This window comes from Enterobacter cloacae complex sp. OE43NF, from assembly GCF_023544405.1.
Taxonomy (GTDB): Bacteria; Pseudomonadota; Gammaproteobacteria; order Enterobacterales; family Enterobacteriaceae; genus Enterobacter; species Enterobacter cloacae.
In genome coordinates, this window is record NZ_JAMJFW010000036.1 from 14,499 (window position 1) to 36,444 (window position 21,946).

Genomic DNA, 21,946 nt, shown 5'->3' on the forward strand with positions numbered 1-21,946 from the left:
TTCAGTGTATGTTACGCGTTTTCAGAAGGTGCGGTTCCTGAGTATGTACGAGTTTAATCTGGTGCTGCTGTTGCTTCAGCAGATGTGCGTGTTTCTTGTCATCGCCTGGTTGATGAGTAAGACGCGTCTGTTTATCCCGCTGATGCAAGTCACCGTCCGCTTGCCGCACAAGCTCCTCTGTTATGTGACCTTCTCCATTTTCTGCATCATGGGGACCTATTTTGGCCTCCATATCGAAGACTCCATTGCCAATACGCGCGCCATCGGCGCGGTGATGGGCGGGCTGCTGGGCGGCCCGGTTGTGGGTGGCCTTGTCGGTTTAACCGGTGGGCTGCACCGCTATTCCATGGGCGGGATGACGGCGCTGAGCTGCATGATCTCGACCATCGTGGAAGGGCTGCTTGGTGGCCTGGTGCACAGCTACATGATCAAACGTGGCCGCCCGGATAAAGTCTTCAGCCCGCTTACCGCTGGCGCGATCACCTTTGTGGCCGAAATGGCGCAAATGGCGATCATTCTGCTTATCGCCCGACCTTTTGAGGACGCACTGCATCTGGTGAACAGTATTGCCGCCCCGATGATGGTCACCAACACCGTGGGCGCGGCGCTGTTTATGCGCATTCTGCTCGACAAGCGCGCCATGTTTGAGAAATACACCTCGGCGTTCTCTGCCACGGCACTGAAAGTCGCCGCTTCAACCGAGGGGATCCTGCGTCAGGGCTTTAACGAAGAAAACAGCATGAAGGTGGCGCAGGTACTCTATCAGGAGCTGGATATCGGTGCCGTTGCGATTACCGATCGTGAAAAGCTGCTGGCCTTTACCGGTACCGGCGACGATCACCACCTTCCCGGCAGACCGATTTCGTCCGCGTATACGCTTCGTGCGATAGAGACCGGTGAGGTAGTCTATGCCGACGGTAACGAAGTGCCTTACCGCTGTTCGCTGCATCCGCAGTGTAAGCTCGGCTCTACGCTGGTTATCCCGCTGCGGGGGGAAAACCAGCGGGTGATGGGAACCATTAAGCTCTACGAAGCGAAGAACCGCTTGTTCAGCTCGATCAACCGGACGTTAGGGGAGGGGATTGCGCAGCTGCTTTCCGCGCAGATCCTGGCGGGGCAATATGAGCGGCAAAAAGCCCTGTTAACGCAGTCGGAGATAAAGCTCCTGCACGCTCAGGTGAACCCGCATTTCCTGTTTAATGCCCTCAACACCCTGAAAGCGGTGATCCGTCGCGACAGCGATCAGGCCGCGCAACTGGTGCAATTTCTGTCGACGTTTTTCCGCAAGAACCTGAAACGGCCGTCTGAGATTGTGACCCTGGCCGATGAGATTGAACATGTTAACGCCTACCTGCAGATTGAGCAGGCGCGCTTCCAGTCTCGTCTGCAGGTATCGTTATCCGTGCCGGATGAGCTGGCGTATCAGCATCTCCCGGCCTTTACGCTGCAGCCTATTGTGGAAAATGCCATTAAACACGGGACATCGCAGCTTCTGGGCACCGGGGAGATCACTATTTCTGCCAGCCGTTTTAATCATCATCTGGTGCTGAATATTGAAGACAATGCCGGACTTTACGTCCCGTCCGCTTCCGGCGGGCTGGGGATGAGCCTGGTGGATAAACGCCTGCGCGCTCACTTTGGGGATGGATGTGGCATTACCGTGGCCTGTGAGCCGGACCGATTTACCCGTATTACGTTACGATTGCCGCTGGAGGAGACCGCATGTTAAGAGTGCTGATAGTCGATGATGAACCGTTGGCACGGGAAAACCTGCGCGTGCTGTTGCAGGAGCAGAGTGACATTGAGATTGTGGGAGAGTGCGCCAATGCCATTGAAGCCATTGGTGCTGTGCATAAACTGCGTCCGGATGTGCTGTTCCTCGACATCCAGATGCCCCGTATCAGCGGGCTGGAGATGGTCGGCATGCTTGACCCGGAGCATCGCCCGTATATCGTGTTTCTGACGGCGTTTGACGAATATGCCGTGAAGGCCTTTGAAGAACACGCGTTCGATTACCTGCTGAAGCCGATTGAAGAGAAGCGGCTCGAAAAGACCCTGACGCGTTTACGCCAGGAGCGTACGGTACAGGACGTCACGCTGCTGCCGGAAAACCAGCAGCCGCTGAAGTTTATCCCGTGTACCGGGCATAGCCGGATTTACCTGCTGCAAATGGATGATGTGGCATTTGTCAGCAGTCGCCTGAGCGGGGTGTTTGTCACCAGCGCCGAGGGCAATGAAGGCTTCACCGAGCTGACGCTGCGCACGCTGGAGAGCCGCACGCCGCTTGTCCGCTGCCATCGGCAGTATCTGGTTAACATGGCGCACCTGAAAGAGATCCGTCTGGAAGATAACGGTCAGGCAGAGCTGATACTGCGGGCCGGTCAAACGGTACCCGTCAGTCGTCGCTACCTGAAAAGTTTGAAAGAGGCGATTGGGCTGTAAAACTGGTACACTGCGCGCCATTGCATCATCGACAGTTAAAGGCACTCATGCTTAGTAATGATATTCTTCGTAGCCTGCGCTACACACTGAAAGCAAACAACAACGACATGGTGCGCATTCTTGCGCTGTCTGCCATGGAATCCACCTCTGCTGGTTTTGACACCTGGATGACCAAAGAGGACGAAGAGGGGTTTGTTCGCTGCCCTGACATTATCCTGTCAGGCTTCCTGAACGGCCTGATCTACGATAAGCGTGGCAAAGATGATTCTGCACCTGAACTGGCGCTGGAGCGTCGGGTGGACAACAACACGGTGCTGAAAAAGCTGCGTATCGCGTTCTCGCTGAAAACGGATGATATTGTGGCGATCATGACGGAGCAAAAATACCGCGTATCCGTGCCAGAAGTGACCGCCATGATGCGTGCGCCGGGCCACAAAAATTACCGCGAGTGCGGCGACCAGTTTCTGCGTAATTTCCTGCGCGGGCTGACCCACCGGGTGCATAATACGAAGGCGTGATTGCGAAATGGGTGCGGCCTGATGCCCTCATCCCGGCCCTCTCCCTGTGCGGGAGGGAGAACAAAAAAAGCCGGAGATAATCTCCGGCTTTTTTTGTTATTTCACCTGCTGACCCGGCTTCGCGCCTTCGTCAGGGCTTAACAGGAAGATATCTTTCCCGCCAGGGCCTGCGGCCATCACCATCCCCTCAGAAATGCCGAAGCGCATTTTACGCGGTGCCAGGTTCGCGACCATGACGGTCTGACGGCCAATCAGTACCTGCGGATCAGGATAGGCAGAACGGATGCCGGAGAAGACGTTACGCTTCTCACCGCCCAGATCCAGCGTCAGGCGCAGCAGCTTGTCAGAGCCTTCCACGAATTCCGCGTTTTCAATCAGCGCCACGCGCAGGTCAACTTTAGCGAAATCGTCAAAGGTGATGGTCTCCTGAATCGGATCGTCAGCCAGCGGGCCGGTCACCGGTGCGGCAGCTGCTTTCACCTCTTCTTTCGAGGCTTCCACCAGGGCTTCAACCTGCTTCATTTCGATGCGATTGTAGAGCGCCTTGAAGGTATTCACCTTGTGGCCAAGCAGCGGTTGCTGGATTGCATCCCAGCTCAGTTCGGTGTTCAGGAACGCTTCTGCACGCGCTGCCAGCTGCGGCAGTACAGGCTTCAGCCAGGTCATCAGCACGCGGAACATGTTCAGACCCATGGTGCAGATCGCCTGCAGGTCAGCGTCGCGGCCTTCCTGTTTCGCGACAACCCATGGGGCCTGCTCGTCCACATAGCGGTTGGCAACATCGGCCAGCGCCATGATTTCACGAATTGCTTTACCGAATTCACGGCTTTCCCAGGCTTCACCAACCGCAGCGGCGGCATCGGTGAAGGTTTTATACAGCTCAGGATCGGCCAGTTCGGCAGAAAGCACGCCGTCAAAACGCTTGGCGATAAAGCCCGCGTTTCGGGACGCCAGGTTCACCACCTTGTTCACGATGTCCGCGTTCACGCGCTGCACGAAATCTTCCAGGTTCAGGTCGATATCGTCGATGCGGGAAGAGAGCTTCGCCGCGTAATAATAACGCAGGCTGTCCGCATCAAAGTGGTTCAGCCAGGTGCTGGCTTTGATGAACGTCCCACGCGATTTGGACATCTTCGCGCCGTTCACCGTCACGTAGCCGTGAACAAACAGGTTGGTTGGCTTGCGGAAGTTGCTGCCTTCCAGCATTGCCGGCCAGAACAGGCTGTGGAAGTAAACGATGTCTTTGCCGATGAAGTGATACAGCTCGGCGGTGGAATCTTTCTTCCAGTATTCGTCGAAGCTGACGGTGTCGCCACGCTTGTCGCACAGGTTCTTGAAGGAGCCCATGTAGCCGATTGGCGCGTCCAGCCAGACGTAGAAATATTTGCCCGGTGCATTTGGAATTTCGAAACCAAAGTAGGGCGCATCGCGGGAGATATCCCACTGCTGCAGGCCGGATTCGAACCACTCCTGCATTTTGTTCGCTACCTGCTCCTGCAGCGCGCCGCTGCGGGTCCACGCCTGCAGCATTTCGCTAAAGGATGGCAGGTCGAAGAAGAAGTGCTCGGAGTCACGCATCACAGGCGTGGCGCCGGAGACCACCGATTTCGGGTCGATCAGCTCTGTCGGGCTATAGGTAGCGCCGCACACTTCGCAGTTATCGCCGTACTGATCCGGTGATTTACATTTCGGGCAGGTGCCTTTGACGAAACGGTCCGGCAGGAACATGCCTTTTTCCGGATCGTACAGCTGAGAAATAGTGCGGTTTTTAATAAAACCGTTCTCTTTCAGACGGGTGTAGATAAGCGTTGACAGCTCGCGGTTCTCCTCGCTGTGCGTGGAGTGGTAGTTGTCATAGCTGATGTCAAAGCCAGCAAAATCGGTCTGATGCTCCTGACTCATTTCGGCAATCATCTGCTCCGGGGAAACTCCCAGCTGCTGGGCTTTCAGCATGATCGGCGTGCCGTGGGCATCGTCCGCGCAGATGAAGTTAACCTCGTGGCCGCGCATTCGCTGGTAACGGACCCAGACATCAGCCTGGATATGCTCCAGCATGTGGCCGAGGTGGATTGAGCCGTTGGCGTACGGCAGTGCGCACGTTACCAGAATTTTTTTCGCGACTTGAGTCATAGTAGGCATTACTTCTTTTAACTGTGAAAAGGGTTTTTGATATTACCAAAAGGGGCATTATTAAGTAAGCACAAACCACGGCCTTTCAGGTAAACTTGTTCATCTAAGGTCTTATTCACAAGAACAAAGGAGTCGGGATGAGTTCGCAATCCCAGGCCAAATCACCGGAAGCCTTACGAGCAATGGTCGCCGGGACGCTGGCTAACTTTCAGCATCCAACCCTGAAGCACAATCTCACTACGCTGAAAGCGTTGCACCATGTCGCATGGCTGGACGATACGCTGCACATTGAGCTGCAGATGCCGTTCGTCTGGACCAGCGCCTTCGACGCGCTGAAAGAGCAAACCAGCTCGGAGCTGCTGCGCATTACCGGTGCAAAAGCGATTGACTGGAAGCTGAGCCACAGTATCGCCACCCTCAAGCGGGTGAAAAACCAGCCCGGCGTTAACGGTGTGAAAAACATCATCGCCGTCAGCTCCGGCAAGGGCGGGGTGGGGAAATCGTCTACCGCCGTCAACCTGGCGCTCGCGCTGGCGGCCGAAGGGGCGAAGGTCGGTATTCTGGATGCGGATATCTACGGGCCGTCAATTCCCAACATGCTGGGCGCAGAAAACCAGCGTCCAACCTCGCCGGATGGAACCCACATGGCGCCAATCATGGCGCACGGTCTGGCAACGAATTCCATCGGTTATCTGGTGACTGATGACAATGCGATGGTCTGGCGTGGTCCAATGGCCAGCAAAGCGCTGATGCAGATGCTGCAGGAGACCCTGTGGCCGGATCTGGATTATCTGGTGCTGGATATGCCGCCGGGTACCGGTGATATCCAGCTGACGCTGGCGCAGAACATCCCCGTCACCGGGGCAGTTGTCGTCACTACGCCGCAGGATATCGCGCTGATCGACGCCAAAAAAGGCATCGTGATGTTTGAGAAAGTCGAGGTGCCTGTGCTCGGTATCGTCGAGAACATGAGCATGCACATCTGCAGCAACTGTGGTCATCACGAGCCTATCTTCGGCACCGGCGGTGCAGAAAAACTGGCGGCGCAGTATCACACCCAGCTGTTGGGACAGATGCCGCTGCACATCACGCTGCGTGAAGATCTGGATAGCGGGAAACCGACGGTCATCAACCGCCCGGACAGTGAGTTTGCGGAGTTGTACCGTCAGCTGGCGGGGCGCGTTGCGGCGCAGCTTTACTGGCAGGGTGAGGTCATTCCTGGCGAAATCGCCTTCCGCGCGGTGTAATTCTTCTGCGCTTGAGTGCCGGGTGGCGCTTCGCTTACCCGGCCTACAAATGGCACCATCATGTAGGTCGGGTAGGCGAAGCCGCCACCCGACATTAACGCAATCGGTAATGCATCAGATAGTACTCTCCCTCCGGAGAATCCCCCGTTGCCTCGATGTGCCAGCCATGACGCTGATAAAACGCGATAGCCCGTTCGTTTCTCACCAGGCACTTTAACGCCCCCGTACTGGTAAACGTTTTTTGTACCTGTTCCAGCAGCAAACGGCCTACGCCCAGGCTCTGATACTGCGGATCAACGAACAGATTGTGCAGAAAGTTATCATTCGTCCAGACTGACGCAAAGCCCACACGATGGCCGTTCTGTACGGCAACCCAAATCACTTCGTCTCGGGTTGCCTCGTCAAAATCTTCGAGTTGCCATTCTGCACCGTTCAGCCACGGCCACGCCTCGCGGCGGGCATGCAGGTAAAGGGTGCGCAGGAAAGGACGATCGCTCTCCTGCCACGGCCGAATATGGACGGTATCAGCGATGATAGAAGATATCTCCGTTATAGGCTTTATAGATCTTACCGTCGGCATCGCCGATCAGGACATAGTTCTCGCCCATATAGGTCCAGTGCGTACCCGCATCCGGCGCCGGGAGGTTACGCAGTTGATACTGTTTGATGGTGTATTCAGGGGTTTGATACAGCGCCGGAGCCGTGTCGCCAATTTTGAACTTCGTGAAATCAGCAATGAACTCTTGTTCTTCATAAGCTTTGATGCCGCCAGTTGCTGACGCCGTTTGCGGGGCTGCCGAAGCCGCGCTCGCAAGAGACATTACTACACCCAGAAGCAGCCATGTACGCTTAGCCATTTTTTCTCCAGTTATACCGTTACTGATACGCTCAGCCTGCTGTGTTGACGATATGGCAGACAGCCTATTTTAAGTATCCCAGCAGAGCCTGTTAGAAAAAAAATGTAACAAAAGTGGACGGTTTTGTGTAGATCAAACGGTTAATACTATTTTGTTTATGAATATTATTTCCTAGGACTTATTCAGAACGGAAATATTTTTTTTAATTAATTCTGAAAATATAAGTTTACTCTAAATTTGTGACCTGAAATGCATGCATTTCATTTGAAGACGATTTAAACTTCTAAAAGCGGAGCGGTTTAATTCTCAATTCTACGTGGTTCCGGTCCTTCAGTTCATTCTACACATCATTCAGTGATGTGTAATTTTACGTAATTGCTTGAAAAAACAGCATGTTGAAAAAGTAGGCGATTCTTCCGGAATGGCCTGTTATGCGTTTTTTGCGCTCATGAATGAAATATTAATTCTAATGAAAAACACAACCACATTATCTGTAATATTCTTAGCGATAAGTCAGTTGACGGGCTGCGTATTTTCTCCCGGGCAAACATTAAGCTCAGCGGGAAAAAACGTCATTACGTCGGGTGATGAAAATAATAATTTAGATAAGCGCGTGGATCTCTATCCTGTTACCCCTTCATTGATTGAGAAATTGCGCCCTGCCGTCACCAAATCTCAGTCTAATCCTAAGCTCGATGAGCAGGTCAGAAACTGGGAGTACCGCATTGGAACCGGTGATATTTTGACCGTAACCGTCTGGGATCACCCTGAACTGACAACACCGGCCGGACAGTATCGCAGTGCCAGTGACACCGGCAACTGGGTCAACGCCGACGGTACGCTCTTTTATCCCTATGTCGGCAAACTCCCGGTGGCGGGAAAAACGGTCTCTGAAGTCAGGGAAGAGATCGCCAAACGGCTGGATAGCGTGATCGAAAGCCCGCAGGTTGACGTCAGCGTGGCTGCCTTCCGCTCGCAAAAAGCCTATGTCACGGGCGAAGTCGTCAAATCTGGTCAGCAGGCAATCACCAATATTCCCCTGACGGTCATGGATGCCGTCAACGCGGCAGGCGGGCTTTCTGCCGATGCGGACTGGCGCAATGTGGTTCTCACTCATGAGGGGAAAGATTCGCGCCTCTCTCTGTATGCGCTGATGCAGCACGGCGACCTGACGCAAAATAAGCTGCTCTATCCGGGCGATATCCTTTTTGTGCCTCGTAATGACGCCCTGAAAGTCTTCGTAATGGGGGAGGTGATCAAGCAGAGCACGCTCAAGATGGACAGGAGCGGAATGACCCTTGCTGAAGCGCTGAGCAATGCGGGCGGCCTGAATCAGGGTATGGCCGATGCGACGGGCATTTTTGTCATTCGCTCCATTGCCAAAGGCAACGACGCGGGAAAAATTGCCAACATTTATCAGCTTAACGCGCAGGATGCCTCCGCGATGGTGTTGGGCACTGAATTCCAGCTTGAGCCGTACGACATTGTTTACGTCACCACGGCACCGCTGTCACGCTGGAATCGCGTCATTACGCAGCTCGTGCCGACCATCAGTGGCGTTCATGACCTGACCGAAACGGTCCGTTACATCAGATCGTGGCCGCAATAATGTTTGATTCCATCTTAGTGGTCTGCACCGGCAATATTTGTCGCTCGCCGATTGGCGAGCGGCTGTTGCGTCAGTTGCTACCGGGAAAACGGATAACCTCGGCAGGTATCTATGGGCTGGAGGGCAGCCCGGCGGATGTCAGCGCTCAGGACGTGGCCAGGCGGCATGGGATCTCACTTGAGGGACATCGCGCGCGCAAACTGACCCCGCAGATCATGCGGGAATCGGATCTGATTCTGGTGATGGAACCTGCCCATCTTCGCTTTATCTCTGACATGGCCCCGGAAATTCGCGGCAAATCGCTGCTTTTTGGGCAATGGCTGGGGCCGCAGGACATCCCCGATCCCTATTGTAAAAGTCGTGAAGCGTTCGATTATGTTTTCGGTCTGCTGGGCAAAGCCAGTCAGGAATGGGCTCATCGTTTGAGTCAACAAGGAATGAAGCGTTAATGTCGTCTTACACAACAGACAGTTACGGTGCGGCAGCACCGGAGAATCATGAAATCGATCTCATTAGCCTGCTCGGCGAGGTGATCGATCACCGTGCAGTCATTTTATCGATAACTTTCCTGTTCACCCTGCTGGCGGGGCTGTATGCCTTTCTGGCCACGCCCGTTTATCGCGCTGATGCCTTAATCCAGGTAGAAGGAAAGCAGGATAACAGCCTGCTCAAAAATTTAAGGCAGTTTGGGAGTGAGATGTCTCCCGATGTCGAACCTGAAATTCTTCTGCTTAAATCGCGGATGATCCTGGGCGCAACCGTCGATGAATTAGGCCTAACGCAGCACGTGACGCAGCGTACGTTCCCGGTAGTGGGACGTCTGTGGGCACGATTGCAGGGCCGTAAACCGGCGACGGTTGCCCTTGGCTGGCTGCAACTTCCCCCTGTCGAAGGCAAACCTCGCACCCTTGTGCTCACTGTGCTGGAAAAAGGGGCATACCGGCTGGAGGGGGATAACTTTTATGCCGAGGGCAGGGAAGGGAAACCGCTGGAAAAAGCCGGCGTTTCACTGTTGGTGGTGAAAATGAATGCGCCAACGGGCACGCAATTCACGGTGCAAAACAGCACCCGCCTGGAGGCGATCAATACGCTCAGCACCCAATTTAGCGTCGTTGAATCGGCAAAGCAGAGTGGGGTGCTGACGCTCACGCTGACCGGAAACGATCCTGAGCGCATTGCGCATGTGCTTGACCGGATTGCCAACAACTATCTGCAGCAAAACATTGCGCGCCAGGAAGCACAGGATGCCCGCAGTCTTGCATTTTTGCAGAAGCAATTGCCTAAAATCAGAAGCGAACTGGATCTGGCTGAAGAGCGGCTGAATCAGTATCGCAAACAGCGTGATTCGGTGGATCTCTCCCTGGAAGCGAAATCGGTTCTCGAGCAGATTGTGAATATCGAAAACCAGCTCAACGAGCTGACGTTTCGTGAGGCGGAGATTTCTCAGCTGTTCAAGAAAGAGCACCCGAACTACCGCGCCTTGCGTGAAAAGCGTCAGACGCTTGAGCAGGAGAAGGTTCGCCTTAATCAGCGTGTCGCCGCCATGCCATCAACTCAGCAGGACATTTTGCGCCTTAGCCGGGATGTGGAGTCAGGCCGCACCATTTATTTGCAGCTCCTCACCCGTCAGCAGGAGCTGAACATTTCGCGCTCCAGCGCCATTGGCAACGTGCGAATTATCGACAGTGCGGTGACGCAACCCGATCCCATCAAACCGCGAAAGCTGGTGGTCATCGTCTTAGGCATCCTGTTGGGGCTGATATGCTCAATGGGGCTGGTCCTGGTCCGTATGGCGCTCAGACGCGGCATCAACACCTCCGAGCAACTGGAAGGGCTTGGCGTACAGGTGATGGCCACCTTGCCCCGTTCCCTGTGGCTGTGGAAAAAAACCAACCTGCGTAAAAAACGCGTATTTGGCTCACGCTGGAGACATAAGATTGTCGATGTCCCTTTCCTGCCGGTTGATCGGCCTGCGGATGTTTTTGTCGAGGCCGTGCGGGGGCTTCGCACCAGCCTGCATTTCACCTTGCAGGATGCCGCTAACCGGATCGTGATGATTTCAGGCCCAACGCAGGACTGCGGTAAAACCCTTGTCAGCACCTCGCTGGCCGCGATTGAGGCGCAGGCCGGGCTCAGGGTGTTATTCATTGATGCGGATATGCGCGAAGGCTATGTACACAACATCTTCGATCTGAAAAACCATTCCGGGCTTTCCGACGTGCTTGACGGAAAATGTCATTTCCAGGCGGCGATTCAGCGCTATGAGAAAGGCAACATTGATGTGCTGACCTGCGGGACGGTTCCGTTACGCCCCTCTGAACTGCTGATGAGCGAACGCTTCAGGGCGTTAATGACCTGGGCAGACGAGCATTATGATCTTGTGATCCTCGATACCCCGCCGGTGCTGGCCGTAACCGACGCCTCAGTGGCTGCCCCGGTGGCCGCCACCTCGCTGCTGGTGGCCCGCTATGGTAAAACCAGCCTCAAAGAGATGGAGAACAGCATTAAGCGTTTGCAGCAAACGGGGGCGCATATCAACGGCACCGTGCTGAACGATGTGGTGAAATCGGCAGCGCTGTATTACCGTGCAGGCTATGGCCATTACGAGTATGGCCAACGCCCGGCACGGCAACCGCACAAGGATTAGTGCTTCACCAGCGTGGCAAAGTAATACACCAGCGGAATGGCGAGGATCCAAAGACCAACGGGGATTTCTCGCCATTTTCCTGCAATCGCTTTAATGACGATGTAAAACAGCAGCCCTCCCGCAATCCCTGTCCCGAAGCTGTTGGCAATCAGAGTAATCATTACCATCATCAGCACCGGCAGCCCATCGGTGAAGTTTGCCAGATCCACCTTACGCAGGCCGCTGAACATATTCAGGCCGATCAGGATCAGGGCAGGGGCGGTGGCTTCTTTTGGGATCATGAGCGCAACGGGCGTAAACAGCAGCATCAGCAAGAACATGACCGCAGCGGCCAGCGCCGTCATGCCGGTTTTCCCCCCCGCTTCTGCGGCCGCGGAGGATTCAATCAGCGCCGTGGCGGCAGGAATACCCACCCAGGGGCCAATCGCGGCGGCAATCGAGTCCACCATAAACGGGCGATTGATGTTTGCCATATTGCCCTCTTCATCCAGCAGCCCGGCTTCACCTCCCACCGCCAGCGTGGTGCCCATGGTGGAGAAAAACTCCGATGCGAAAAAGACAAACAGGAACGGCAGGAAGGCAATATTCAGCGCGCCCAGCATGTCGATATGACCCAGCACCGGCGTCAGTGAGTGAGGCATATCAATAAAGCTGGCAGGAAGGTGGGTCACCCCCATCGGAATGCCCACGAGGGTGGCAAACAAAATGGCCCACAAAATGGCGCCCGGAATGCGACGCGCCTGCAGGGCAATGGCGAGGAACAGGCCGCTGAGCGCCACCAGCGCGCCTGGGGAGAGAAAATCACCCAGCATCAGCGCGTTCGTTTTTGCGTTAGCCAGCACCAGCCCGGCATTGCGAAAACCCAGTACGGCGACAAACGACCGATAGAGGCCGTCAGTCCCAGTTTGATGGACTGCGGTACGGAGCGGGTCACAACCTCTCGCAGGCCAAAACGGGTGAGCAGGAAGAACAAAATTCCCGACCAGCAGGCAATGCCCAGACCAATTTGCCAGCCGATGCCTTCACTGCCCGCCAGCGTTACCCCAACCAGCACCGAGCCACCAATGCCGGGCCCGACAATAAACGGCAGGTTGGCGTAAAACGCCATCAGCAGCGTACCGGCCACAAACACCAAAATGGTGCCGGTGGTCGCCGCGCCTTTGTCCATCCCGCCCACGGCCAACAGCCCCGGGATGACCACCAGCAAATAGGCGGCGGCGAGAAAACCGGTGAGACCGGCCAGACACTCTGTGCGCACGGTACTGCCGCGCGTATGCAGTGAAAAACGACGTTCAAGCCAGTTCCCTGGTGCTGGCGAATTAACGGTATTGTCGGCCATTATCCGGCTCTCCTTCGGTATTATTGTGTGGTGTCCGGGGTTTCCCGGTAAGAGATCAGCGGATCGACAATCTGGCGCGTGCTGCCATCGGTCAGTCCAAGATCGGTTAAATGCGGCCCGGCGTTGCAGGCAAGGCATGTCCCTTCAATGGCTTTAAATACTCTGTATGGCGGCTCCCAGTCGGCAATCTGGCTGCTGCGTTCGCGCAGCTCACGGAACTGGCGCGCCAGTTCCGCAGGGGTGAGTTCTGACAACATCCCCGCAATGGGCATCGCCACATGGGCGATCACATCCCCGTTCTGCACCAGCGCCATCCCGCCACCGCTTTGGATCAGCGTATTAGCGGCCAGTGCCATGTCATCAGGATTGCCTCCCAGTACCACCAGGTTGTGTGAATCGTGGGAGTAGCTGGTGGCAATGGCCCCCCGCAGCTCTCCCCAGCCTTCCAGCAGGGCGATTTGCGGTTTTGCCGCATGGCGCGCGTGGCGGTGCTGAACCCAAATCAGGCTAAAACCAGCCGGTATCTCAACGCGTCCGTCACGTACCCGGGCGTCGGTTTCTCCCCAGCGGGTAAAACGTGCGCCGCTGATATGACGCAGGCGCGCCACACCGTGGTTTGCGTTGTCGATGCGCATGTAAAAATCGCTGGCGGTCAGCGACGACAGGCGCACGGTATCCCGGGGCAGCGTCAGGGGCGTATCAACAATCGGCTCGATCATCGCTCCGTCACGGGCAATGCATTTTCCGGCGACGTACACCCGGCGAGCCGTCAGTTTATCCAGTGAATCGAACACCACGAGATCCGCACGACGACCCGCGGCAATCAGCCCGAGATCGTTACGCTGCAAGCGCAGGGAAGCATTCAGGGTGGCAAACCGCAGCGCGTCCGTCGCCGGAAGGCCATGTTCAATCAGCAGGTTGAGCAGGGCGATGATGCCGCCTTTTTCCATCAGGATGTCCGGTGGGACATCATCAGTGCAGACCGTGATTTGTGACGACAGATGCGGCAGCGTTTTCAGCGCGCTGACGATATCAGGCAGCAGATAAGGATGCGAGCCGCGGATCTCTAGCGTCAGCCCGGCGCGTAATTTTTCCAGCGCATCGTCGGCGGAGGTGAGTTCATGATCGGAGGTGACGCCCGCCGCCAGATACGCCTGTAAATCCGCGCCGCTCAGACCACGCGCGTGACCTTCAATCAGCTTCCCACTTTCCAGCCCGGCCTGCAGGATCTCCAGCATACGCTGACTGCCATTCAGCACCCCGTGCATGTCCATCACTTCCGCCACGCCGCGCACTTCGGGCCAGCCAAGCAGGGTATTCATCTCTTCGCCCGCAAAGTCTGCGCCGGACATCTCCAGCCCCGGTGTGGAAGGGACGCTCGATGGCGCCGCGACCATTACCTGCAGTGGCAGGTTGCGGCTCGCCTCAATGGCAAAGCGGACGCCCTCAATGCCCAGCACGTTTGCCAGTTCGTGCGGATCCCAGAACACCGCGGTGGTGCCCTGCGCCAGTACGATCTCTGCGTAGCGGGCGGGCAGCAGGTGCGAGCTTTCAAGGTGAACATGCGTGTCCATTAGCCCCGGAGAGAGAAACTGGTTATTCAGGTCATGCGTCTCAAGCGCATCGTTGCGGCTGCCGCGTGGATGGACGCTGGCGATAAGCGAGCCGACGATGCCCACATCCGCGTCGCGGATCTCACCGGTTGCCATATCAACAACTCGGGTATGCGTAAGCAACAGGTCAAACGGCGTTTCGCCTCGTGCAGCCTTCACGGCGCGGCGTCGGGTTTCGGCAGTCATGCAATTAACAGTTCCAGCATTGAAATATTGACGTTACTCTATGCACCCGGCAAACGTTTGCCCAGCTGATAAAATTTATCGCCCGATAACCCCGGGTTATTCTGTGACGCGTGTAATGGATAATGATGACGGAACCCTGGCAGCGCTTGCCTGCGCTCTCTCTTCGGCAGCTACAGTATTTTGTCACTCTGGCGCAGCTGCGTCATTTTACGGATACCGCCAGTAAACTGGCCATCAGCCAGCCGGCACTCAGCAGCGCCCTGCGGCAAATCGAAACCGTGCTCGGCGGTAAACTGGTCAACCGTACCGCGTCGGCGGTCACGCTGACCGAGCTGGGTCACGCCATTCTGCCACACGCCCAGCGGGTGCTCAGCGTGGCGCAGCTGGCGTTTGATGATATGCAGCAGATTGTGCAGGCCGGCGGCGACGGTACGGTGCGGATCGGTCTGGTGCCTTCAGTCAGTTCACTGCTGTTTCCGCTGCTGCCGCAGACGCTGGCGCAGGCTTTTCCGCGCCTGCGGGTGGAGTTTCACGACCAGACCAACGATGCGCTGGTGGCGCAACTGCTGAAAGGGCAGATTGATTTTGGCATCGGGGCGCTGGACAACTCGGTACCCGAACAGCTGGACGTGTTCCCGTTGCAGGAGGATCCGTTTGTGGCCGTGCTGCATTGCGACGATCCGCTCGCCGCGTCGGCACATGTTCCCTGGAAACAGCTGGTGGGCCGGGATATTGCCGTTTTCTCAAAAGGCAATATTCAGCGGCTGGTCAATGCGCTTGCCGAAAGCCACCGTCTGTCCCTGCAGACCCGTTATCAGGTGGACTATATCGAGACATTATACGGGCTGGTGCGCTCGAAGCTTGCCGTGGGGATATTGCCTCAGCTTTATACCACCCACCTGCAGGACCCGCAGCTTAAGGTGGTTCTCCTTCAGCAACCGGCCCTGGCGCGCACGGTGGCGCTGATGCGTGCCCCGCAGGCGCTGCCTGCGCTCATTGAATCCTGCTTTACCCTGATGGTTGATACCTTACGCACCAGGTAGGGCGACACTTCTTTACAGCGAAACGGTGCGCAGCTCGCTAAGATGACTTTCGTTAAATCACGAGGTCACAATGGAAAACCGCAAATTCAGCCAACTGCGCCGCTGGGCGCGGGAAGGGATCATACTCGTACTGCTGGCGCTGGCCGTGATGTGGGGTGTGGATCAGTACCGCAAGCCGACATTACCCGCTACGTTTAGCGCTACCCCAATGCAGGGCATTGATGGCTCAGTACATGACATTGCCGCACTCAGTCAGGATCGGCCGCTGCTGATTTACGTCTGGGCGACCTGGTGCAGCATCTGCCGTTATACCACGCCTGCGGTCAATAGGCTGGCAGAAGAGGGCGGGAACGTGGTGAGTATTGCCATGCGCTCTGGTGATGACGCTAAGCTTGCGCGCTGGGTCGAAAAGAAGCAGCTGAAAATGCCGGTGATTAATGACGAAAACGGTGCGCTGTCACAGCAATGGCAGGTTAGCGTAACACCGACGCTGGTGCTGGTCTCTAAAGGCAATGTCGTCAGTACAACAACGGCCTGGACAAGCTACTGGGGATTGAAAGTCAGGATGTGGTGGGCAGGGTTATAAAAATAGCCCCTCTCCCGGTGGAAGAGGGGCTGTGTATTACTTCGCCAGAACTTCCTGCGCAGTACGCTCAACCAGAGACAGCAGGGTTTTGATATCCTCCAGCGTCACGGTTGGGTTCAGCAGCGTCAGCTTCAGACAGGTCACGCCGTTATGCTCGGTCACGCCGACGTTTGCACGGCCGGACTCCAGCAGCGCATCACCAATTTTCTGGTTCAGCAGGGCGATACCTGCATCATCTGCCTGCACCTCGCCACGGAAGCGGAACAGCACGCTTGCCAGCTGTGGCTGCATAACCAGTTCCAGTGCGGGCTGCTCTTTCACATAAGCTGCAACCTGCTGTGCCAGCGTCACGCCGTGATCGATAATCGCCGCGTATTGCTCCTGACCCAGCGCTTCCAGGCTCATCCACAGCTTCAGCGCGTCGAAACGGCGTGTGGTCTGCAGCGATTTGGAAACCAGGTTCGGCACGCCGGCTTCTTCGTCGAACTCAGAGTTCAGGTAAGCCGCCTGATAGCGCATCAGCTCATAGTGGCGCGCTTCCTTCAGCAGGAATGCACCGCAGCTGATGGTCTGGAAGAACTGTTTGTGGAAGTCCAGAGTAACGGAATCCACCAGTTCAATGCCGTCCAGGTAGTGGCGATACTGCTCAGACATCAGCAGTGCGCCGCCCCAGGCCGCATCAACGTGTACCCAGATGTTCTGTTTCGCCGCCAGTTCAGCAATGGCACGCAGCGGGTCAATAGCACCGGCATCGGTGGTCCCGGCTGTCGCGACAATCGCCAGAATCTGTTCGCCGTTGGCGTTGCACTGCTCGATTTTCGCCGCCAGATCGGTCAGATCCATGCGAGAGAATTCGTCAGTTTTCACCTGCACGACGGACTGATAACCCAGCCCCATCAGCGCCATGTTTTTCTGCACGGAGAAGTGCGCGTTTTCGGAGCACAGTACGCGGATCTTACGCAGATCGCCCGTCAGACCATCCTGCTGGACAGAGTGGCCCTGACGTGCGAAGAACGCATCACGTGCCAGCATCAGACCCATCAGGTTGCTCTGGGTGCCGCCGCTGGTGAAGACACCCGCGTCGCCAGCCTGATAACCCACGCGGGTACGCAGCCATTCGATCAGTTTGATCTCAATAATGGTTGCGGACGGGCTTTGATCCCAGGAGTCCATGCTCTGGTTAGTGGCGTTAATCAGCACTTCCGCCGCCTGGCTAACGACCAGGCTTGGGCAGTGCAGGTGCGCCACACACTGCGGGTGATGAACGGACAAACTGTCTTTCAGGAAAAACTCCACGGCGCGTTCAATCGCCGCTTCGTTGCCCAGCCCTTTCGGGTTGAAATCCAGCTTAATGCGGTCGCGCAGTTCCGCGACCGTTTTGCCCTGATACATCTCAGGCTGTTTCAGCCACTGCATCACAGCCTGAGTGCTTTGTTCAATCGCCTGCTGGTAAGCTTCAATGCTCTGCGCAGAGGAGAACAAAATTGGGTTTGAATCAGACATCGTAATCAACAACTCCGGTTACGCCGGGCGAACGCCCGCAGCAAGCAGTGCCTGCTCGAATTTATCCAGGAAGACTTTCAGCTCATCATCGCTGATCAGCAGAGAAGGCAGCAGGCGCAGAACGATACCATTACGACCACCGCGCTCCAGAATCAGACCGGCTTCGAAGCACTTCTTCTGAATCAGTGCAGACAGCTCGCCATCACCCGGGAAGCAACCCATGTGGTCAGCGGCTTCGTGTGGCTTAACGATCTCAATACCGATCATCATGCCCAGACCGCGAACGTGGCCGATAACCGGATAGCGTTTCGCCATCTCGTTCAGCTGGCCTTTCAGCCATTCGCCCTGTGCAGCCACTTTGCCAGCGATGTTTTGGTCTTTCAGGATCTTCAGCGTCGTCAGACCGGTTGCCATCGCCAGCTGGTTGCCGCGGAAGGTGCCGGTGTGGTGACCTGGTGCCCATGCATCGAACTGCTTTTTGATACCCAGCACAGCCAGTGGCAGACCGCCGCCAACGGCTTTGGACATCACGATGATGTCTGGCTCGATGCCCGCGTGTTCGAACGCGAAGAATTTACCGGTACGGGCAAAGCCTGCCTGAACTTCGTCCAGGATCAGCAGAATGCCGTGTTCCTGAGTCACTTTACGGATGCGCTGCAGCCACTCAACAGGAGCAGGGTTCACGCCGCCTTCACCCTGAACGGCTTCAAGAATGACCGCAGCAGGTTTACGCACGCCGCTTTCAACGTCGTTGATCAGGTTTTCGAAGTAGTAGGTCAGCGCTTTCACGCCCGCTTCACCGCCGATACCCAGTGGGCAACGGTACTGGTGTGGGTAAGGCATGAACTGCACTTCTGGCATCATACCGTCTACCGCTTCTTTCGGAGACAGGTTACCGGTCACGGACAGTGCACCGTGAGTCATACCGTGGTAACCACCCGAGAAGCTGATGATACCGCTACGGCCGGTGACTTTTTTCGCCAGCTTCAGCGCCGCTTCCACGGCGTCAGCACCGGATGGACCGGTGAACTGCAGGCAGTACTCTTTGCCCTGACGAGGCAGCAGAGAGAGCAGGTATTCGGAAAACGCGTCTTTCAGAGGCGTAGTCAGATCCAGAGTATGTAACGGCAAGCCGCTGGTAATGACATTTTGGATGCTTTTCAGCACATCAGGGTGGTTATGGCCAAGCGCGAGGGTGCCTGCGCCTGCTAAACAGTCAAGGTATTCTTTATTATCTGCATCGGTGATCCACACGCCTTCTGCTTTAGTGATGGCTAAAGGCAGTTTGCGCGGATAACTCCTGACGTTAGATTCAAACTCGGCCTGACGGGCCAGATAGGTTTCGTTGCTTTTGTGGGCATCTACGGTGTCAATACGGACTTTATCCGTCATCATATCACTCCTACAACCGCCGCTTCGTTATGAGCCACGATTGAATAAAAAGTTAAAAAACAGATGGGGGCCTGAAAAAAACGCCGCCAATATAGAGCCTTTTGCCACGGGGCTCAATGGTTAATTTGTTTACTGTTTTGTGACATGGGGCACAGGGGACGGAATATCCCCGTTTTGAGAAAGAAAATTATGCGTTATGGCAAATAAAAACAGCCGGTTACGTGCTAACTGCCCGGAGGGTAAAATCATAAAAAAGAGTGTGACAAATCGTGCCATTTTTCCCTGAAAGGGAGGTTGACCGCCTCCTTAGCCTGCTTATTACTGCGACAGGGCTAAAAAGCGGTGGTCATCATAGATGCGTAATGGAATTCCGCATTAAAAATGGACTTTCAACGCGCCTGGTTTCCCGATGGGTTTCACCGTGAATAATATGCAGGGCACTGAGGCGACCAATTTCATAATGCGGCAGTTGAACCGTTGAAAGAGGCGGAAGAAAGAGTTCTCCAATGCCCACCATATTGTCATAGCCGATCACCGCGATATCTTCAGGGATGCGAATCCCTTGCGCCAGCAGGGTCTGGTAAACCATCAATGCGATACGATCGTTGCCGCAGATAACCGAGTCGAATTGGGGAAGGCCATTCTGAATGCGCGCCTGCAGAACTGACGGAATGTCGCGATAGTGCTCGTCCCCAAACGCCATATAACTATGATCCAGACGGTCCGGGTCGAGCCCCGCTTCACGGCATGCACGTTCCAGCCCGTGACGGCGTCGGGTTGTGGCCAGATGATCTGCGGGTAAATGCAGGCACAGGGGCTGTCGATAGCCTGCGGCGAGTAACGCCTGTACGGCGGCGTACTGCCCCTGTTCATCATCAGGAATATAGCTGGCGACCTTTTCATCGATACTTTCGCAGTTGGCCAGCACGCAGGGAAGGGTAAGGAGCTTGGCCGGGAGAGGAACCTGACGTAATCCCATGGTGGTGTAAATAATGCCGTCCGGGCGGTGAGAGAGCAGCAGATCGACGATTGCATCCGGGTTGTCATCGGTAAACATATTCATGACGAAGCTGTTCCATCCGTGCATCCGGGCCGTCTCTTCAATGGACAGCGTGATCTCCACCGAAAAAGGTGTCGTCACCGTATCGAGTGCCAGCACGCCTATGGTTTTTGGCGAGGCATGCGCGCCGCGTACTTTCTTGGCGGAAAGATCGGGTACGTAGCTGGTCTGCTCAATAGCCTGCTGTACGCGTGCCAACGTTTCCGGTTTAAGGCGCTCCGGGTTGTTAAGCGCGCGTGAAACGGTCATCAGCGATACGTTAGCCAGCTTTGCGACGTCCTTCAGGGAAGCCATTTTCTTACTCCGTTAATGTCACGTGTTAAAGAATATACAACTAAGTTACTGATGTAAAAGGAAAGGGGATATGAGAGTGGAGCCAGACAAACATCAATGATGAATAGTTGATCGCGATCTCACTTCTGTAATGTTAACGTTAACTTTCGTGATTAACATCATGAATCTGATCCAAACCGCATGAGTAGCGCTCAATGTTAACGTTACCATTTTGTCATTACTCCAACATGAGAATGTCATGATGAAAACGCATCACTCTCACAGCTATCCCTTATTGAGCGCATTACTGTTTTTCTTTTTTGTCACCTGGTCTTCTTCCGGCTCTTTGCTTTCCATCTGGCTCCACCAGGAGGTGGGCTTAAAAGCGGGCGACACCGGCATTATCTATGCCGTGCTTTCTGTCTCCGCGCTTTTCGCTCAAATCTGCTATGGATTCATTCAGGACAAACTTGGTCTGCGCAAGAACCTGCTCTGGTTTCTGACCAGCCTGCTCATTCTTTCTGGTCCGGCCTTTTTGCTGTTTGGTTATCTGCTGCAGATTAACGTCTTACTCGGCAGTATTTTCGGCGGGATTTATATCGGCCTGACGTTTAACGGTGGGATAGGGGTACTGGAGTCCTATACCGAGCGTGTCGCCCGCCAGAGCCAGTTTGAGTTCGGCAAGGCGAGGATGTGGGGATCGCTTGGCTGGGCGGTGGCAACCTTTTTCGCGGGACTTCTGTTTAATATTAATCCGAAGCTGAACTTCGCTGTCGCGAGCTCTGCAGGACTGCTGTTTTTTGTTTTGCTGGCGCGTCTCAGGGTCTCTTCCGCCCCGCATGCCATGCAGGAAGCGGTGTCAGGCGGTAAAGTCACGCTGGAAGATGCATTGCGTCTGCTGACGCTGCCGCGGTTCTGGGCGCTGGTATTTTTTGTTATCGGCACCTGTATTTATGGCGTTTACGACCAGCAGTTCCCGGTCTATTTCTCCTCCCAGTTCCCGACGTTACAGGAAGGAAACGCCATGTATGGCTATCTCAACTCCTTCCAGGTTTTCCTTGAGGCGGCGGGCATGTTCTGCGCGCCATGGCTGGTGAATCGCCTTGGCGCAAAGAATGGCCTGATTTTTGCGGGAATGGTGATGGCGATGCGTATGGTGGCTTCGGGGCTGGTTGAGGGGCCGGTACTGATCTCCATTACCAAGTTATTGCACGCGGTCGAACTGCCCGTTTTGCTGGTCTCAATTTTTAAATACAACAGCTTACATTTTGATAAACGGCTCTCTTCCACCCTCTATCTGGTGGGCTTTGCCTGTACCAGCTCGGTGATCGCCTCGGTCCTGTCGCCGCTGGCGGGTTACAGCTATGAGAAATACGGCTTTGCCCAGTCCTATCTCATTATGGGGCTGTTAGTTTTCAGCACCACGTTTATCTCCATCTTCCTGTTGCGCTCGGGTAAATCCTCTTCTGACCCGCTCATGCCGCAACCTTCCACCATCTGA

17 protein-coding genes and 1 pseudogene are annotated in these 21,946 nt (G+C 55.5%); 10 read left to right on the plus strand and 8 right to left on the minus strand.

The window, feature by feature from the left end; genetic code table 11:
* Positions 1–43 precede the first annotated feature (43 nt).
* The 3 genes from M8370_RS16470 to M8370_RS16480 are packed head-to-tail and all read left to right on the plus strand — an operon-like array spanning position 44 to position 2,960.
* A complete protein-coding gene (locus M8370_RS16470) occupies positions 44–1,729 on the plus strand; it encodes a sensor histidine kinase (RefSeq protein WP_013097931.1) in 1,686 nt (561 codons plus the stop codon).
* Complete coding sequence (gene btsR / locus M8370_RS16475; protein ID WP_013097930.1) at positions 1,723–2,442, plus strand: two-component system response regulator BtsR; 720 nt, start codon at positions 1,723–1,725, stop codon at positions 2,440–2,442. The genes M8370_RS16470 and btsR overlap by 7 nt, the downstream gene beginning before the upstream one ends.
* A gap of 47 nt (positions 2,443–2,489) precedes the next feature.
* Positions 2,490–2,960 (plus strand): YehS family protein, encoded by a 471-nt coding sequence (locus M8370_RS16480; RefSeq protein ID WP_020690148.1) that lies wholly within the window; start codon positions 2,490–2,492, stop codon positions 2,958–2,960.
* 96 nt (positions 2,961–3,056) lie between these two features.
* On the opposite strand, the gene metG is transcribed toward M8370_RS16480, so the two are convergent.
* Positions 3,057–5,090 (minus strand): methionine--tRNA ligase, encoded by a 2,034-nt coding sequence (metG, locus tag M8370_RS16485; protein ID WP_023619774.1) that lies wholly within the window; start codon positions 5,088–5,090, stop codon positions 3,057–3,059.
* A 137-nt stretch (positions 5,091–5,227) separates the two neighbouring features.
* Between metG and apbC the strand changes: the two genes are divergently transcribed.
* A complete protein-coding gene (gene apbC, locus M8370_RS16490) occupies positions 5,228–6,337 on the plus strand; it encodes an iron-sulfur cluster carrier protein ApbC (protein ID WP_013097927.1) in 1,110 nt (369 codons plus the stop codon).
* Between the two features lie 94 nt (positions 6,338–6,431).
* Here apbC and M8370_RS16495 read toward each other — a convergent pair whose 3' ends face one another.
* Both M8370_RS16495 and M8370_RS16500 read right to left on the minus strand, forming a co-directional pair.
* Positions 6,432–6,917, minus strand: a complete 486-nt coding sequence (locus tag M8370_RS16495; protein WP_028028119.1) for a GNAT family N-acetyltransferase — start codon at positions 6,915–6,917, stop codon at positions 6,432–6,434.
* Positions 6,862–7,194 carry an RcnB family protein gene (locus M8370_RS16500; protein ID WP_250021400.1) on the minus strand — a complete coding sequence of 111 codons (333 nt, stop codon included), beginning with the start codon at positions 7,192–7,194 and terminating at the stop codon, positions 6,862–6,864. Before M8370_RS16500 ends, M8370_RS16495 begins: the two co-directional genes overlap by 56 nt.
* 469 nt (positions 7,195–7,663) lie before the next feature.
* On the opposite strand from M8370_RS16500, the gene M8370_RS16505 reads away from it, so the two are divergent.
* Genes M8370_RS16505 through etk form a run of 3 tightly spaced genes read left to right on the plus strand, consistent with a single transcriptional unit; the run spans position 7,664 to position 11,450 of the window.
* Positions 7,664–8,803: a polysaccharide export protein gene (locus M8370_RS16505; protein ID WP_095439589.1), complete on the plus strand. Its 1,140-nt coding sequence runs from the start codon at positions 7,664–7,666 to the stop codon at positions 8,801–8,803.
* Positions 8,803–9,252 carry an arsenate reductase/protein-tyrosine-phosphatase family protein gene (locus M8370_RS16510; protein ID WP_013097923.1) on the plus strand — a complete coding sequence of 150 codons (450 nt, stop codon included), beginning with the start codon at positions 8,803–8,805 and terminating at the stop codon, positions 9,250–9,252. Before M8370_RS16505 ends, M8370_RS16510 begins: the two co-directional genes overlap by 1 nt.
* Positions 9,252–11,450, plus strand: coding sequence for a tyrosine-protein kinase (gene etk, locus M8370_RS16515; protein ID WP_250021401.1), 2,199 nt, complete (start codon positions 9,252–9,254; stop codon positions 11,448–11,450). Before M8370_RS16510 ends, etk begins: the two co-directional genes overlap by 1 nt.
* Here the strand turns inward: etk and M8370_RS16520 are convergent.
* Together M8370_RS16520 and M8370_RS16525 are read right to left on the minus strand one after the other, a co-directional pair.
* A pseudogene (locus M8370_RS16520) lies at positions 11,447–12,789 on the minus strand (NCS2 family permease). The gene etk and the pseudogene M8370_RS16520 sit on opposite strands and share 4 nt — an antisense overlap.
* A 20-nt stretch (positions 12,790–12,809) precedes the next feature.
* Positions 12,810–14,588, minus strand: coding sequence for an adenine deaminase (locus tag M8370_RS16525; RefSeq protein WP_095439592.1), 1,779 nt, complete (start codon positions 14,586–14,588; stop codon positions 12,810–12,812).
* A 125-nt stretch (positions 14,589–14,713) separates the two neighbouring features.
* Between M8370_RS16525 and M8370_RS16530 the strand changes: the two genes are divergently transcribed.
* Together M8370_RS16530 and M8370_RS16535 are read left to right on the plus strand one after the other, a co-directional pair.
* A complete protein-coding gene (locus M8370_RS16530) occupies positions 14,714–15,631 on the plus strand; it encodes a LysR family transcriptional regulator (protein ID WP_250021417.1) in 918 nt (305 codons plus the stop codon).
* A gap of 70 nt (positions 15,632–15,701) precedes the next feature.
* The gene (locus tag M8370_RS16535) at positions 15,702–16,217 is read left to right on the plus strand and encodes a protein disulfide oxidoreductase (RefSeq protein WP_095439593.1); all 516 of its coding nucleotides are present in this window, start codon (positions 15,702–15,704) and stop codon (positions 16,215–16,217) included.
* Positions 16,218–16,253: 36 nt separating this feature from the next.
* Here the strand turns inward: M8370_RS16535 and M8370_RS16540 are convergent, their stop codons facing one another.
* From M8370_RS16540 to M8370_RS16550, 3 genes are all read right to left on the minus strand, one after another.
* Positions 16,254–17,720, minus strand: coding sequence for a pyridoxal phosphate-dependent decarboxylase family protein (locus M8370_RS16540; protein ID WP_013097917.1), 1,467 nt, complete (start codon positions 17,718–17,720; stop codon positions 16,254–16,256).
* 18 nt (positions 17,721–17,738) lie between these two features.
* A complete protein-coding gene (locus tag M8370_RS16545; protein ID WP_095439594.1) occupies positions 17,739–19,115 on the minus strand; it encodes a diaminobutyrate--2-oxoglutarate transaminase in 1,377 nt (458 codons plus the stop codon).
* Positions 19,116–19,461: 346 nt separating this feature from the next.
* Complete coding sequence (locus tag M8370_RS16550) at positions 19,462–20,466, minus strand: LacI family DNA-binding transcriptional regulator (protein WP_095439595.1); 1,005 nt, start codon at positions 20,464–20,466, stop codon at positions 19,462–19,464.
* Between the two features lie 238 nt (positions 20,467–20,704).
* Between M8370_RS16550 and M8370_RS16555 the strand changes: the two genes are divergently transcribed.
* Positions 20,705–21,946 carry an MFS transporter gene (locus M8370_RS16555; RefSeq protein WP_020690161.1) on the plus strand — a complete coding sequence of 414 codons (1,242 nt, stop codon included), beginning with the start codon at positions 20,705–20,707 and terminating at the stop codon, positions 21,944–21,946.

Coding starts and splice junctions, on each gene's coding strand:
- M8370_RS16470 (WP_013097931.1), top strand. CDS start 44: ATGTACGAGTTTAATCTGGTGCTGCTGTTGCTTCAGCAGATGTGCGTG.
- btsR (WP_013097930.1), top strand. CDS start 1,723: ATGTTAAGAGTGCTGATAGTCGATGATGAACCGTTGGCACGGGAAAAC.
- M8370_RS16480 (WP_020690148.1), top strand. CDS start 2,490: ATGCTTAGTAATGATATTCTTCGTAGCCTGCGCTACACACTGAAAGCA.
- metG (WP_023619774.1), bottom strand. CDS start 5,090: ATGACTCAAGTCGCGAAAAAAATTCTGGTAACGTGCGCACTGCCGTAC.
- apbC (WP_013097927.1), top strand. CDS start 5,228: ATGAGTTCGCAATCCCAGGCCAAATCACCGGAAGCCTTACGAGCAATG.
- M8370_RS16495 (WP_028028119.1), bottom strand. CDS start 6,917: ATGCCGACGGTAAGATCTATAAAGCCTATAACGGAGATATCTTCTATC.
- M8370_RS16500 (WP_250021400.1), bottom strand. CDS start 7,194: ATGGCTAAGCGTACATGGCTGCTTCTGGGTGTAGTAATGTCTCTTGCG.
- M8370_RS16505 (WP_095439589.1), top strand. CDS start 7,664: ATGAAAAACACAACCACATTATCTGTAATATTCTTAGCGATAAGTCAG.
- M8370_RS16510 (WP_013097923.1), top strand. CDS start 8,803: ATGTTTGATTCCATCTTAGTGGTCTGCACCGGCAATATTTGTCGCTCG.
- etk (WP_250021401.1), top strand. CDS start 9,252: ATGTCGTCTTACACAACAGACAGTTACGGTGCGGCAGCACCGGAGAAT.
- M8370_RS16525 (WP_095439592.1), bottom strand. CDS start 14,588: ATGACTGCCGAAACCCGACGCCGCGCCGTGAAGGCTGCACGAGGCGAA.
- M8370_RS16530 (WP_250021417.1), top strand. CDS start 14,714: ATGACGGAACCCTGGCAGCGCTTGCCTGCGCTCTCTCTTCGGCAGCTA.
- M8370_RS16535 (WP_095439593.1), top strand. CDS start 15,702: ATGGAAAACCGCAAATTCAGCCAACTGCGCCGCTGGGCGCGGGAAGGG.
- M8370_RS16540 (WP_013097917.1), bottom strand. CDS start 17,720: ATGTCTGATTCAAACCCAATTTTGTTCTCCTCTGCGCAGAGCATTGAA.
- M8370_RS16545 (WP_095439594.1), bottom strand. CDS start 19,115: ATGATGACGGATAAAGTCCGTATTGACACCGTAGATGCCCACAAAAGC.
- M8370_RS16550 (WP_095439595.1), bottom strand. CDS start 20,466: ATGGCTTCCCTGAAGGACGTCGCAAAGCTGGCTAACGTATCGCTGATG.
- M8370_RS16555 (WP_020690161.1), top strand. CDS start 20,705: ATGATGAAAACGCATCACTCTCACAGCTATCCCTTATTGAGCGCATTA.